The organism is Streptomyces sp. NPDC004732, assembly GCF_040609235.1.
GTDB lineage: Bacteria > Actinomycetota > Actinomycetes > Streptomycetales > Streptomycetaceae > Streptomyces.
The window spans coordinates 85,196-99,042 of the sequence record NZ_JBEXJR010000012.1 but is presented as its reverse complement, the minus strand read 5'-3'; the positions used below and the strand labels follow the sequence as shown (position 1 = coordinate 99,042).

Sequence of the window (13,847 nt, the reverse complement as noted above, 5' to 3'; positions counted from 1 at the left end):
GGGTTTGCTCAGCCTGCGGCTGCGGTGCGGGTGTGTCGTGGCTTGTCGCGCCGTTCCTCGCGCCCCTTGGGGGCGGGTCCTTGGGGTTCGGGTGCGGGTTCGATGTGGCTTGTCGCGCCGTTCCCCGCGCCCCTTAACCTGCGCCCCCTCAACCTGCGCCCCTTAACCTGCGCCCCCCTTAACCCGCGTCCCTTACGGGGCCCGGGTCAGTGCGAACCACAGCTCCATGCGGGTGTCCGGGTCGTTCAGGTCTGTGGCCAGGAGGGACTCGCAGCGCGTGATGCGTTGGCGGACCGTGTTGCGGTGGACTCCCAGGGCCACCGCCGTGCGGTCCCAACTGCCGTGCAGGGAGAGCCAGGTGCGCAGGGTGTCCGTCAGGGCCTCGTTCTCGGCGAGCGGGGCGAGCAGCACGCGCGCGTGGGCGTCGGCCTCCTCGGGGTCGACCAGGTCGGCGACGCCGTTGGCGTGCTGGCGCACCAGGGGGGTCCGGGTGGCCTCCGCGCGGCGCAGGGCGCGGGCCGCCTGCGTGTCGGCCGCCGTCAGGTCGCCGGGGGCCGCGGGGGCCGCGACGCCCAGGGTCCAGCCGTCGGCGGGAGCGATCTCGCGGTCGGCGGGGACGAGGAGGCGCACCATGTCGCCGCCGTCGCCGTCGCCCGGGTCGACCAGGCCGCTGCCGAGCGCCGCGCCGAGCGCCGACGCGGCCAGCGGAGTGTGCTCCCCGCGCGCGTGCACCACGGTCCAGAGATCGCTCCCCAGGAGGGGGCCGATCTCCTCCGCGGGAGCGCCGACAAGGAGTCGTACGAGAGCCGCCGAGCGGGCCGCCTCGGAGGTCCCCTGGTGTTCGCCGGTGAGCAGCGAGAGCAGCACGACGGCGGCCCCCGCGATGGTGTGGTCGCCCGGCTCGCGGCGGTCCGTCGCGACCCCGAGCGCGAAACCGCGGCCGCCACCCAGCGCATAGGCGGCCAGATGGGTGGCGCCCGCCGTGTCGGCCGCGGACGCCGGGGCGGCGGGCGCGGGGCGCCGTACGACGCCGGTCAGCTCCCGCAGGGCGTCCCGGGCCGCGTGCGGCGCCTGGCCCGCCGTCTGGAGCTCGGCGCCGTCGGGCCCGTACAGGACGGTGCGGCCGCCGAGCCGCGCCGCGAGCTGGCGCAGGACGGCGGGGATCGGGTCGGGCCGTGCCGCCGCCGTGGCGAGGCCCTGCTGCGCCTCCGTCACTCGGCGCAGCTCGGTGTGTCTGGCCTCGGCCATCAGCCGCCACACCGCGCGGGCGACCCCGCTGAACGTGGTGCGCGGCGGGACCTCGACGAGCGGCAGGCCGTAGTGGTCGCAGGCCGCCGCCAGGGCGTCCGGCACCGTGTCGTGCACGGGGGCGACGCCGAAGCCGAGGGCCGCGCCGCCCGCCGCGACGATGCGGGCCACGTAGGCGTCGAGGCCGCCGCCCGCGCCCGTCGGGTCGGTGATGTGCACGCCCGCGGTGAGCAGCAGCTCGCCGCCGAGCAGGTACGGGTACGGGTCCGCCATCTCCGACGTGTGCACCCACTGCACGGCCGTCTCCGCGGCCCGCGCGTCCGGCCCGGCGATCTGCCGCAGGCCCAGGTCCTCGCGGGCGAGCAGCGCGGCGAGCGGGACGGGCGGGGTGGGCGGAGCCGTGGGGTCGGCCATATGGACGTTCCATCCGTACAGGTCGCGGCAAGTGGAGGAAACGTACACTTCAGCGTTGCTTTCCGGCCACCTAAGGTCGTGCCGACCGCAGGCCGCGGGTACGGGCGGATGTCCCCGCGGCCGGTCCTCACCCCCATCTGCACGACACGCCACCGAGGTGCGCGAAGGAGGCCCCCCATGGCCGTCGACTACACAGTGATCGTCGTCTATCTCGCAGGGATGCTGGCCATGGGCTGGTGGGGCATGCGCCGCGCCAAGTCCAAGAGTGAGTTCCTGGTCGCGGGACGCCGCCTCGGGCCCTGGATGTACTCCGGGACCATGGCCGCCATCGTCCTCGGCGGCGCCTCCACCATCGGCGGCGTCGGCCTCGGCTACCAGTACGGGCTCTCCGGCGCCTGGATGGTCTTCACCATCGGCCTCGGCCTGCTCGCGCTGAGCGTGTTCTTCTCCGCCCGCATCGCGCGCCTGAAGGTCTACACCGTCTCCGAGATGCTCGACCTGCGCTACGGAGGGCGCGCGGGCGTCATCTCCGGAGTGGTCATGTGGGCGTACACGCTGATGCTCGCGGTCACCTCGACCATCGCGTACGCCACGATCTTCGACGTCATCTTCGACATGAACCGCACGCTCGCGATCATCCTCGGCGGCTCGATCGTCGTCGCGTACTCGACGCTCGGCGGCATGTGGTCCATCACGCTCACCGACATGGTGCAGTTCGTGGTGAAGACGGTCGGCGTGCTGCTGCTCCTGCTGCCCATCGCCGTCGTCAAGGCCGGTGGCTTCGGCGAGATGAAGGCCAAGCTGCCCACCGAGTACTTCGACCCGCTGGGCATCGGCGGCGAGACGATCTTCACGTACGTGCTGATCTATACGTTCGGCATGCTCATCGGCCAGGACATCTGGCAGCGCGTGTTCACCGCCCGCAGCGACAAGGTCGCCCGCTACGGCGGCACCGTCGCCGGTACGTACTGTCTCGTCTACGCGATCGCGGGCGCCGTCATCGGCACCGCGGCCAAGGTCATGTACCCGAAGCTGCCGAGCGCCGACGCGGCCTTCGCGACCATGGTCAAGGACGAACTGCCCATGGGCGTGCGCGGCCTGGTCCTCGCCGCGGCGCTCGCCGCCGTGATGTCGACGTCCTCCGGCGCGCTCATCGCCTGCGCGACCGTCGCCAACAACGACATCTGGTCGCGGCTGCGGGGCGTCGTGAAGGCCGAAGGAGCGGGCGACGAGCCGCACGACGAGGTGAAGGGCAACCGCCTCTTCATCCTGATCATGGGCATCGGCGTCGTCTGCATCGCCATCGCCCTCAACGACGTGGTCCAGGCGCTGACCGTCGCCTACAACCTGCTCGTCGCCGGTCTGCTCGTGCCGATCCTCGGCGGGCTGCTGTGGAAGCGCGGTACCGCCGAGGGCGCGCTCGCGGCCATCGCCGCCGGTGGACTCTCCGTCGTCGGGCTCATGTGGGGGTACGGAATCCTCGCGAACGAGCCCATCTACTACGGCCTGTTGACCTCCCTCGCCGTGTACGTCGTCGTCTCCCTCGCCACGAAGCCGACCGACGCACAGGTCCTCGCGGCCTGGCGCGAGCGGCTCGCGGGACGCGGCGCCGAGGCCGAGCCCGTGGCGGAACCGGCCCCCGCACCTCAGTAAAGTCAGAAAGCGCCCACAAAGCGCATCGAAGCGTAAATAGGAAGGCAATCCATGAGCAGCAACGAGACGCCCCGCGGCCCCGTCGACTCCTCCCGCATCCCGCGGTACGCGGGCCCGGCGACGTACGCCCGGCTGCCCCGCCTCGACGAGGTCGGCGGCAGGACGGATGTCGCGGTGGTCGGCGTGCCCTTCGACTCCGGCGTCTCGTACCGTCCCGGCGCCCGCTTCGGCGGCAATGCGATCCGCGAGGCCTCCCGCCTCCTGCGCCCCTACAACCCGGCGCAGGACGCCTCGCCCTTCGCGCTCGCGCAGGTCGCGGACGCCGGTGACATAGCGGCCAACCCGTTCAACATCAACGAGGCCGTGGAGACCATCGAGGCCGCCGCCGACGACCTCCTCGGCTCGGGCGCCCGCATGATGACCCTCGGCGGCGACCACACCATCGCGCTGCCGCTGCTCCGCTCGGTCGCCAAGAAGCACGGCCCGGTCGCCCTGCTCCACTTCGACGCGCACCTGGACACCTGGGACACCTACTTCGGCGCCGAGTACACCCACGGCACGCCGTTCCGCCGGGCCGTGGAGGAGGGCATCCTCGACACCGAGGCGCTCTCGCACGTCGGCACGCGCGGCCCGCTGTACGGCAAGAAGGACCTCACCGACGACGAGAAGATGGGCTTCGGCATCGTCACCTCCGCGGACGTCTACCGCCGCGGCGCCGACGAGGTCGCCGACCAGCTGCGCCAGCGCATCGGCGACCGCCCGCTCTACATCTCCATCGACATCGACTGCCTCGACCCGGCCCACGCGCCCGGCACCGGCACCCCCGAGGCCGGTGGCATGACCTCCCGCGAGCTCCTGGAGATCCTGCGGGGCCTGGCCTCCTGCAACCTCGTCTCGGCGGACGTCGTCGAGGTCGCCCCGGCCTACGACCACGCGGAGATCACCGCGGTGGCGGCCTCCCACACGGCGTACGAACTGACCACCATCATGTCCCGCCAGATCGCGGCGGCCCGCGGGACGGTGAGCGAGCGGTGAGCCACGACCACGACGTAGTCCTGCGGCCCACCGCCGCCCAGACCGAGGCCGCCCTGAACCCGCCCGCCGGGCGCAACGGCGGCGACCTCGTCATGGAGACCCTCGCGGGCCTCGGCGCGACCACCGTCTTCGGCCTGCCCGGCCAGCACGCGCTCGGCATGTTCGACGCGCTGCGGCGCTCCTCGCTCTCGTACGTCGGATTCCGCGTCGAGAACAACACGGGGTTCGCCGCGGACGCGTACGGCCGCGTCACCGGCGAGGTCGCCCCGCTGCTGCTTTCCACCGGGCCCGGCGCGCTCACCTCGCTCGCCGCGCTCCAGGAGGCGGCCGCGGGCTCATCCCCGGTCCTCGCGATCGGCAGCCAGGTCCCGGTGGCCGGGCTCGGCGGCGGCCGCCACGGCTATCTGCACGAACTCCGCGACCAGCAGGCCTCGTTCCGCGACGTGGTCAAGTCCGTCCACACGGTCCGTACGGCCTCGCAGATCCCGTCCGCCGTCGCCGCGGCCTGGGAGTCGGCGCTCACCGCGCCGCACGGCCCGGTGTGGGTGGAGATCCCGCAGGACGTGCTGCTCGCCACGACGACCCTGCCGGTCGTCACCGCGATGGACGCGACGCCCGAGGACGTCGTGCCGCGCCCCGAGCTGACCGCGGTCGCCGCCGACCTGCTGGCGCGCGCGGAGCGGCCCGCGATCATCGCGGGCGGCGGCGTCGTGCGCTCCGACGCGAGCGGCAAGCTGCGCGCGCTCGCCGAGCTCGTGAACGCCCCGGTCGTCACGACCTTCGGGGGCAAGGGCGCCTTCCCCTGGGAGCACCCGCTCTCGCTCCAGTCCTGGCTGGAGGACCGTCACACCACGGACTTCCTGGAGGACGCGGACGTCCTGCTGGTGGTCGGCTCCGGCCTCGGTGAGCTCTCCTCGAACTACCACACGTTCGCGCCCCGCGGCCGGGTGATCCAGATCGAGGCGGACGCCGGGAAGCTGGAGTCCAACCACCCCGGACTCGGCATCCACGCGGACGCGCGGACCGCGCTTTCGGCGCTCCTGGAGACCATCGAGGAGCCCCGCGAGGACGCCGAGGCCCCGGCGCGGGTCGCCGCTGTCCTCACGAAGGTCCGCGAACGCATCGACGCCCAGGACCTCACCCTGGAGCAGCAGATCCTCGCCGCCGTCCGCGAGGCCCTGCCGGACGCGGCACCGTCCTTCTGGGACATGACGATCCTCGCGTACTGGGCCTGGTCGGCCTTCGACGCGCGGCGCCCCAACACCATGCACTCGGCGCAGGGCGCGGGCGGCCTCGGCTACGGCTTCCCCGCGGCGCTCGGCGCGGCGGTCGCGGACCCCTCCCACCCGGTCCTCGCCGTCTCGGGCGACGGTGGCGCGATGTACTCGATCGCGGAGCTTGCGACGGCGCGGCAGTACGGGTTGAACGTGACCTGGCTGATCGTCGACGACGGCGGCTACGGCATCCTGCGCGAGTACATGTCCGACGCCTTCGGCGAGGCGACGGCCACGGAGCTCACGCGGCCGGACTTCGTGGCCCTCGCGGAGTCCTTCGGGGTGCCGGGGGTCCGGACGACCCCGGAGACGCTCCGGGACGACCTGGCGAAGGCGCTGGCCGAGCCGGGTCCGTCGGTCGTGGTGCTCCCGGCGCTGCTGCGGATGTTCGCGCCGACGCATCTGGGCTGACCGGCCTTCTCGGGCGATCGGCACAGATTGTCGTACAAGTTCATGCAACCATTCACCGGTACCGGTGAGTCATGTGTGACGAGTGCGCCGGGGGGCGCGCTTGTACGGGCCCCGAGGGTCTTGTACGGACCCAAGGGGACGGGAAAATTCCATGACTCACCCGGTATCGGGGATATCCAGGCGTGCCCGCGTGCTCTCGGCGGGACTCGCCGCCGGGGTGCTCCTGCCGCTCGGCGCGGCCGCGGCCGCCACGCCCGCCGTCGCTGCGACGGCACCGCAGGTCACCTGCACCTCCGCGCAGGCCGGTCTTGCCGCCAAGCTGACGAAGGACATCACGGCGGCGCTGAAGAACCGCAAGGGCACCGTCGCGGTCGGCCTCCACGACCGCACGACCGGCACCACGTGCACCCTGCGCGGGAGCACCGCGTTCGACTCGGCGAGCGTCGTCAAGGCGACCGTCCTCGCCACGCTCCTGTGGGACGCCCAGAAGACCGGCCGGTCGCTGACGTCCCGCGAGAAGAGCCTCGCCACCGACATGATCACCAAGTCCGACAACGCGGCCACCAGCACCCTGTGGCGCCAGCTCGGCGTCACCAAGGTCAAGGGCTTCCTCCGGGCCGCCAAGATGACGAAGACCGTGCCGGGCTCCGGCGGCTACTGGGGCCTCACCAGGATCAACGTCACCGACGAGCAGAAGCTCCTCGCCCTGGTCACCGGCAAGAACACCGTCCTCACCGACGCCTCCCGCACCTACGTCCTCAAGCTCATGGGCAAGGTCACCCCCTCGCAGCGCTGGGGCACCCCCGCGGGCACGCCGTCCGGCGTCTCCATCCACGTCAAGAACGGCTGGCTGCAGCGCGCGACCCACGGCTGGCGCGTGCACAGCATCGGCGCGTTCAAGGGCGGCGGCCACGACTACACGATCTCCGTGCTCAGCCACGGCAACAGCACGATGAACTACGGCGTCGCCACGATCCAGGGGGTGGCCAAGGCCATCCACAAGGATCTCGCGCCCCGTGCTTCCTCGGCGAACAGGTACGCCCCTACGGACGCGCCTCGCGAGGCGTTCGTGGCAGCGCCCGGCGCCTGACCCCAGTTTATTGCGGCGGGATGAAATCCGCGTCCCGCCGTGTTGGGCCTCTCGGCAGGTCAGGTCGACGGGAGGCAACACGTGGCGGAGCAACGGGGCTGGGCGAAACGGCTGACCGGGTACGCATGGCGGTACCCGAAGGACGTCGTGCTCGCGCTCGGCTCCTCGCTCGGGGGCATGGCCGTCATGGCCCTCGTGCCGCTGATCACCAAGGTGATCATCGATGACGTCATCGGACAGGACGGGGAGGGCGGCGGCCGCTCCATGGGCCCCTGGGCGGGCGCCCTGATCGGCGCCGCCCTCGTCGTCTACGTCCTCACCTACATCCGCCGCTACTACGGCGGCCGCCTCGCCCTCGACGTCCAGCACGACCTGCGGACCGAGATGTACGGCACGATCACGAGGCTCGACGGGCGGCGCCAGGACGAGCTGTCCACCGGACAGGTCGTCGGGCGCGCCACCAGCGACCTGCAGCTCATCCAGGGTCTGCTCTTCATGCTGCCGATGACCATCGGCAACATCCTGCTCTTCGTGATCTCGCTCGTGATCATGGCGTGGCTCTCGCTGCCGCTCACCCTCGTCGCGCTCGCCGTCGCCCCCGCCCTCTGGGTCATCGCCCGCCGCTCCCGCTCCCGCCTGCACCCCGCCACCTGGTACGCGCAGGCCCAGGCCGCCGCCGTCGCCGGAGTGGTCGACGGCGCCGTCAGCGGCGTACGCGTGGTGAAGGGCTTCGGACAGGAGGAGCAGGAGACCGGGAAGCTCCGGGAGGTCGGGCGCAAGCTCTTCGCCGGGCGGCTGCGGACCGTCCGCCTGAACTCCCGCTACACCCCGGCCCTGCAGGCCGTCCCCATGCTCGGCCAGGTCGCCATGCTGGCCGTCGGCGGCTGGCTCGCGGTCAAGGGCGAGATCACGCTCGGCACCTTCGTCGCCTTCTCCACCTACCTCGCCCAGCTCGTCGGACCCGTGCGCATGCTCGCCATGGTCCTCACCGTCGGCCAGCAGGCCCGCGCGGGCGTGGAGCGCGTCCTCGAACTGATCGACACCGAGCCGAGCATGACGGACGGCCGCAAGGAGCTGCCCGCCGACGCCCCGGCGACGGTCGAGTTCGACGACGTGAGCTTCGCGTACGACGACACCCGCCCGGTCCTCGACGGGCTCTCCTTCGAGATCCGCCCCGGCGAGACCCTCGCCGTCGTCGGCTCCTCCGGCAGCGGCAAGTCGACCGTCTCGCTGCTCATGCCGCGCTTCTACGACGTGACGCACGGCGCCGTCCTCATCGGCGGCCACGACGTGCGCGAGCTGACCCTCGACTCCCTGCGCTCCGCCATCGGGCTCGTCCCCGAGGACTCCTTCCTCTTCTCCGACACCGTCGGCGCCAACATCGCCTACGGCCACCCCGAGGCCACCCGCGAGGAGATCGAGGCCGCCGCGCGCGCCGCCCAGGCCGACGGATTCATATCCGAGCTGCCCGAGGGGTACGACACCAAGGTCGGCGAGCAGGGCCTGACCCTCTCCGGCGGCCAGCGCCAGCGCATCGCGCTCGCCCGCGCCATCCTCACCGACCCCCGCCTCCTCGTCCTGGACGACGCGACCTCCGCGGTCGACGCGCGCGTGGAGCACGAGATCCACGAGGCGCTGCGGGGCGTGATGGCGGGCCGGACCACCCTCCTCATCGCCCACCGCCGCTCCACCCTCGGCCTCGCCGACCGCATCGCCGTCCTCGACGAAGGACGCCTCGCCGACCTCGGCACGCACGAGGAGCTGGAGGAGCGCTCCGCCCTCTACCGGCGGCTGCTCACCGACCCCGACGAGCTGGGCGGCGTCTCCCCGGGCCACGCACTCCCCGCCGACCTGCCCGAGGACACCTCCGTACGCGAGGAGCTCGACGCCGAGTTCGACGCGGAGCGCGGCATCACGCCCGCCCTGTGGACCGGCGACCGGGACGCCAAGAGCGCCAAGGACCCGGCGCTCTCCGGGATGCCGTCCACCCCTGAGCTCCTCGCCCAGGTCGACGCGCTGCCCCCGGCCAACGACACCCCCGGCATCGACGAGGCACGGGCCGTCACGCCCGAGGAGTCGTACGGACTGCGCAGGCTGCTCGCCGGATTCGGCGTGCCGCTGCTGTTCAGCCTGCTGCTCGTCGCCGTCGACGCGGGCATGGGGCTGCTGCTGCCCGTCCTGATCCGGCACGGCATCGACGACGGCGTCAGCGAGCTCGCGCTCGGCGCCGTCTGGGCGGCCTCCGGCATCGCGCTCGTCGCCGTCGTCGTGCAGTGGGCGGCGCAGACCGGCGAGACGCGGATGACCGGACGCACCGGGGAGCGGGTCCTGTACTCGCTCCGGCTGAAGATCTTCTCGCAGCTCCAGCGGCTCGGGCTCGACTACTACGAGCGGGAGCTGACCGGGCGCATCATGACCCGGATGACGACCGACGTGGACGCGCTCTCCACGTTCCTGCAGACCGGACTCGTCACCGCGTTCGTCTCCGTCGTCACCTTCTTCGGCATCATGGTCGCCCTGCTCGTCATCGACGTGGAGCTCGCGCTCGTCGTCTTCGCGACGCTGCCGCTGCTCGTCGTCGGCACGTACTTCTTCCGCAAGTCCAGCGTGAAGGCGTACGAACTGGCCCGCGAGCGCGTCTCCGTGGTCAACGCCGACCTCCAGGAGTCCGTCGCCGGGCTCCGCATCGTGCAGGCCTTCCGGCGCGAGCGCGCGGGCGTCGAACGGTTCGCCGAGAACAGCGACAGCTACCGCCAGGCCCGCATCCGCGGCCAGTGGCTGATCTCCGTGTACTTCCCGTTCGTGCAGCTCCTGTCCTCCGTCGCCGTCGTCGCCGTGCTGATCGTGGGCGCGGGCCGGGTCGAGGCGGGCACGCTGACGACCGGCGCGCTCGTCGCGTACCTCCTCTACATCGACCTGTTCTTCGCCCCCGTGCAGCAGCTCTCCCAGGTCTTCGACGGCTACCAGCAGGCGACCGTCTCGCTCGGCCGCATCCAGGAGCTGCTCCAGGAGCCGACGTCGACGAAGGCCGCCGACGAGCCCATGGAGGTGCTCTCGCTGCGCGGCGAGATCGCCTTCGAGGACGTGGACTTCGCGTACGCGGCCACCGGCGAGGGCGCTCCCGAGGACGCGCTCAGCGACGTACGCCTGCGGATCCCCGCCGGACAGACCGTCGCCTTCGTCGGCGAGACCGGCGCGGGCAAGTCGACGCTGGTGAAGCTCGTCGCCCGCTTCTACGACCCCACGGGCGGCCGGGTCACGGTCGACGGCACGGACCTGCGCTCCCTCGACCTCACCTCGTACCGCCACCGCCTCGGTGTCGTGCCGCAGGAGGCGTACCTCTTCGCGGGCACGGTCCGCGACGCCATCGCCTACGGCCGCCCCGACGCCACCGACGCCCAGGTCGAGGCCGCCGCCCGCGCGGTCGGCGCGCACGACATGATCGCCACCCTGGACGGCGGCTACCTCCACGAGGTGAGCGAGCGCGGCCGCAACCTCTCCGCAGGACAGCGCCAGCTGATCGCGCTGGCCCGCGCCGAACTGGTCGACCCCGACATCCTGCTCCTCGACGAGGCCACGGCCGCGCTCGACCTCGCCACGGAGGCGCAGGTCAACCAGGCCACCGACCGCATCGCGGGCAAGCGCACCACACTGGTCGTCGCCCACCGCCTCACCACGGCCGCCCGCGCCGACCGCGTCGTCGTGATGGACCACGGCCGGGTCGCCGAGGACGGCACGCACGAGGAGCTCCTCGCGCTGGACGGACGGTATGCGCGACTGTGGCGGACGTTCGTGGGGGAGCCGGTCGAAGCCGCCTGAACGAGCGGTGAAAAAAGGGGCCGGGATCCCGCAACCGCAGGGGCCGTAGGGTGCGTCCGTACCTCAGAACGTTGAGGCAGGAGTTGCGGGAGGGGCAATCGTGACCAGTGGGTGCGGCAGTGGTCGGATACGACGGCGGCTGACGCTCGGCACCGCCGTGCTCGCCGCCGCCGTGCTCCTCTCCCTCGCGGGCCCCGGCACCGCATCCGCGGAGGCCGTCGACGGCCTCTGCGCGGGCCGCAAGGTGCGCGCCCTCCCCTTCAGCACCGGCCGCGTCGACGTCTTCAAGTCCCGCGGCTACGTCTGTGCCGTGGCCGTCGCCAAGCACACCGGCGCCCGCAAGACGATGTCCGTCAGCGTCAAGGCCCGCGGCGGCCGTCCCGCGCGCGACAAGGGCCACTACACCCACCGCGCGGGCCCGGTGACGGTCCACGCGGGCCACCGCTGCGTGTGGGTGAAGGGAAAGATCGACGGGCGCGGGGTCAGTTCGGGCTGGATTCTCTGCTGAAGTCCGGCATGTGACCGCAGGATGTCCCGATAACTCCCCCTGGTGTGGACCCAGTTGCTCCGTTAGGTTCCGGGGCATTGCTGTGTCGACAGGGGAGGGTGCATGCGGAAAACGCTCAGATGGGTGCTGTCGCTCGTGGTGCTGATAGGCACGGTGGGCGCGGCCGGAGCGACGACCGGGGCGGCGACAGCCGCGGAACCGGGCAGGACGGACATCGCTAAGGCGAGCGACACCGGTAACAGGAACAGCACCGAGAAAACCGATAACACCGATAACACCGATATCAAGGACAGGCTGCTCGCCATACCCGGCATGAGCCTGATCGAGGAGAAGCCGTACCCCGGTTACCGCTTCTTCGTCCTCAACTACACCCAGCCGGTGGACCACCGGCACCCGTCCAAGGGCACCTTCAAGCAGCGCCTGACCGTGCTGCACAAGGACACCAACCGCCCGACGGTCTACTACACCAGCGGCTACAGCGTCTCCACGGCCCCCAGCCGCCGTGAGCCGACGCAGATCGTCGACGGCAACCAGATCTCCATGGAGTACCGCTACTTCACGCCCTCGCGCCCCCAGCCCGCCGACTGGTCCAAGCTCGACATCTGGCAGGCCGCCAGCGACCAGCACCGCATCCACAAGGCGCTGAAGCCGATCTACGGCAAGAAGTGGCTGGCCACCGGCGGCTCGAAGGGCGGCATGACCGCCACGTACTACGAGCGCTTCTACCCGCGTGACATGGACGGCGTCGTCGCCTACGTGGCGCCCAACGACGTGGTCGACAAGGAGGACTCGGCGTACGACAAGTTCCTCGCCGGGGTCGGGCCGAAGGAGTGCCGCACCAGGATCCAGGACGTGCAGCGCGAGGCGCTGGTGCGCAGGGAACCGCTGTCGGCGAAGCTCGCGGCCTACGCCGAGGCGGAGGGCTACACCTTCAAGACCGTCGGCACGCTGGACAAGGCCTTCGAAGCCGTCGTCATGGACCTCGTGTGGGGCTTCTGGCAGTACCAGCCCGCCGCCACCGCCTGCGGGACGATCCCGGACGCGGCCACCGCGACCGACCAGGCGCTCTTCGACTACGTCGACTCGGTGGGCGGCTGGTCCTCCTACACCGACCAGGGCCTGGAGCCCTACACGCCGTACTACTACCAGGCGGGCACCGAACTCGGCTCGCCCAACATCGGGCAGCCCTGGCTCGGCGACCTCAGCCGCTACGGCTACCAGCCGCCGCGGAACTTCGTGCCGCGCGACATCCCGATGAAGTTCAAGCCGAACTCCATGCGGGACGTCGACCGTTGGGTGAAGCACAACGCGCACAACATGATGTACGTGTACGGCGAGTACGACCCGTGGGGCGCCGAGCAGTTCAAGCCCGCCCGGGGCGCCAAGCACGACTCGTACGTCTTCACGGCGCCCGGCGCCAACCACGGCGCGAACGTGGCGCAGCTCGTCGCGGCCGACAAGGCGAAGGCGACGCAGCGGATCCAGGCGTGGGCCGGGGTGTCCTCGTCCTCGGGCAAGCCGCTGGCCGCGTACGACAAGAAGCTGGACCGGCGGGACGTGCGCAAGGAGCAGACGCTGCGGCCGTGAGGCGGCAACTCTGACTCTGCGGTGAATTGGATTTGGCAGTGATGTGCCAGGCGTGTGGGGGCGCTGGAGGGCCGGTCGGTCCTTCGGCGCCCCCGTGTCATTCCGTCACCCGTACCGCGCACCCGACCGGGCGCTTGCCGCCCACCGTGACGTAGAGCTGCGTGGTGGCGGGACACGCCGCCCGGTCCCGCACCGCCGACGACACCCGGTACTCCGGGCGCCGCTTCCCGGAGCCGTCGCACGCCGTCTCCCGCACCTCGCCCCGCCCCGCGCCGTACACACAGTCGCCGACGATCGTCCGCGGACCGCCGCCGCGGCCCGGGTCGCCGGGGTGCGGGGCCTCCAGGTTCCGCATGCAGGCGTACCCCTGCGGGACCTCGCCGTCGCCGTCCTCGTCGACCGCGGGCCTGCTCTCGCTGATGTGCAGCACGAAGTCCGTGCGCGCCGGGCAGACGGGTCCCTGTGCCGCCGTCCCGTCGTAGCGCGCAGTGACCCGCGCCGCGGCCCGCTCGCTCGTGCACGGCACCTCCGTGAACGACGCGCGCCCCCGCGAACTGCACTCGTCCATGGCGAGGAAGGCGGCGCCGTGGCCGGAGGGGTTGGAGGCGGTGGGGCTCGGGTCGCCGCTGCTCCCTGAGGGGGAGTCTTCGGGACCGGGCGAATTCTGACAGCCCGTCAATACCGCCGCCGCGGCGGCGAGCAGCAGAGCGCAGACCGCCCCCGCGGCCGCACGCGGCCGCCCCGTGGTGCAGGCAATCATGGCCATCCCCCCGATACGTGCACCCAGCGTGACCTGCCGGAGCGGGCG

The 13,847-nt window shown here is 71.9% G+C and carries 9 protein-coding genes; 7 read left to right on the top strand and 2 right to left on the bottom strand.

The genetic code is table 11. The features are described 5' to 3' along the window. Positions 1–192 precede the first annotated feature (192 nt). Positions 193–1,662 carry a PucR family transcriptional regulator ligand-binding domain-containing protein gene (locus ABZV77_RS32575; protein ID WP_356264728.1) on the bottom strand — a complete coding sequence of 490 codons (1,470 nt, stop codon included), beginning with the start codon at positions 1,660–1,662 and terminating at the stop codon, positions 193–195. A 177-nt stretch (positions 1,663–1,839) separates the two neighbouring features. Here ABZV77_RS32575 and ABZV77_RS32570 point away from each other — a divergent pair, with 177 nt between their 5' ends. From ABZV77_RS32570 to ABZV77_RS32540, 7 genes are all read left to right on the top strand, one after another. Further along, positions 1,840–3,315: a sodium:solute symporter gene (locus ABZV77_RS32570; protein WP_356264725.1), complete on the top strand. Its 1,476-nt coding sequence runs from the start codon at positions 1,840–1,842 to the stop codon at positions 3,313–3,315. Positions 3,316–3,366: 51 nt separating this feature from the next. After that, positions 3,367–4,350, top strand: coding sequence for an agmatinase (gene speB, locus ABZV77_RS32565; RefSeq protein ID WP_356264722.1), 984 nt, complete (start codon positions 3,367–3,369; stop codon positions 4,348–4,350). After that, positions 4,347–6,035 carry a thiamine pyrophosphate-binding protein gene (locus ABZV77_RS32560; RefSeq protein WP_356264719.1) on the top strand — a complete coding sequence of 563 codons (1,689 nt, stop codon included), beginning with the start codon at positions 4,347–4,349 and terminating at the stop codon, positions 6,033–6,035. The genes speB and ABZV77_RS32560 overlap by 4 nt, the downstream gene beginning before the upstream one ends. Positions 6,036–6,186: 151 nt before the next feature. Continuing rightward, entirely contained in the window at positions 6,187–7,125 is a 939-nt protein-coding gene (locus ABZV77_RS32555) for a serine hydrolase (protein ID WP_356264716.1), read from the top strand. Positions 7,126–7,206: 81 nt separating this feature from the next. Next, positions 7,207–10,944: an ABC transporter ATP-binding protein gene (locus ABZV77_RS32550; RefSeq protein ID WP_356264713.1), complete on the top strand. Its 3,738-nt coding sequence runs from the start codon at positions 7,207–7,209 to the stop codon at positions 10,942–10,944. Positions 10,945–11,044: 100 nt separating this feature from the next. Further along, on the top strand, positions 11,045–11,452 hold the full coding sequence (locus ABZV77_RS32545; RefSeq protein WP_356264710.1) for a hypothetical protein: 408 nt from the start codon (positions 11,045–11,047) through the stop codon (positions 11,450–11,452). A gap of 102 nt (positions 11,453–11,554) precedes the next feature. Continuing rightward, positions 11,555–13,039 carry an aminopeptidase gene (locus ABZV77_RS32540; RefSeq protein WP_356264708.1) on the top strand — a complete coding sequence of 495 codons (1,485 nt, stop codon included), beginning with the start codon at positions 11,555–11,557 and terminating at the stop codon, positions 13,037–13,039. A gap of 97 nt (positions 13,040–13,136) precedes the next feature. On the opposite strand, the gene ABZV77_RS32535 is transcribed toward ABZV77_RS32540, so the two are convergent. Next, positions 13,137–13,799, bottom strand: a complete 663-nt coding sequence (locus ABZV77_RS32535; protein ID WP_356264705.1) for a hypothetical protein — start codon at positions 13,797–13,799, stop codon at positions 13,137–13,139. Between the last annotated feature and the right edge of the window lie 48 nt (positions 13,800–13,847).

Bases quoted from the DNA above. Each gene is read 5' to 3' on its own strand.
- ABZV77_RS32575 (WP_356264728.1), bottom strand. From the start codon at position 1,662: ATGGCCGACCCCACGGCTCCGCCCACCCCGCCCGTCCCGCTCGCCGCG.
- ABZV77_RS32570 (WP_356264725.1), top strand. From the start codon at position 1,840: ATGGCCGTCGACTACACAGTGATCGTCGTCTATCTCGCAGGGATGCTG.
- speB (WP_356264722.1), top strand. From the start codon at position 3,367: ATGAGCAGCAACGAGACGCCCCGCGGCCCCGTCGACTCCTCCCGCATC.
- ABZV77_RS32555 (WP_356264716.1), top strand. From the start codon at position 6,187: ATGACTCACCCGGTATCGGGGATATCCAGGCGTGCCCGCGTGCTCTCG.
- ABZV77_RS32540 (WP_356264708.1), top strand. From the start codon at position 11,555: ATGCGGAAAACGCTCAGATGGGTGCTGTCGCTCGTGGTGCTGATAGGC.
- ABZV77_RS32535 (WP_356264705.1), bottom strand. From the start codon at position 13,799: ATGATTGCCTGCACCACGGGGCGGCCGCGTGCGGCCGCGGGGGCGGTC.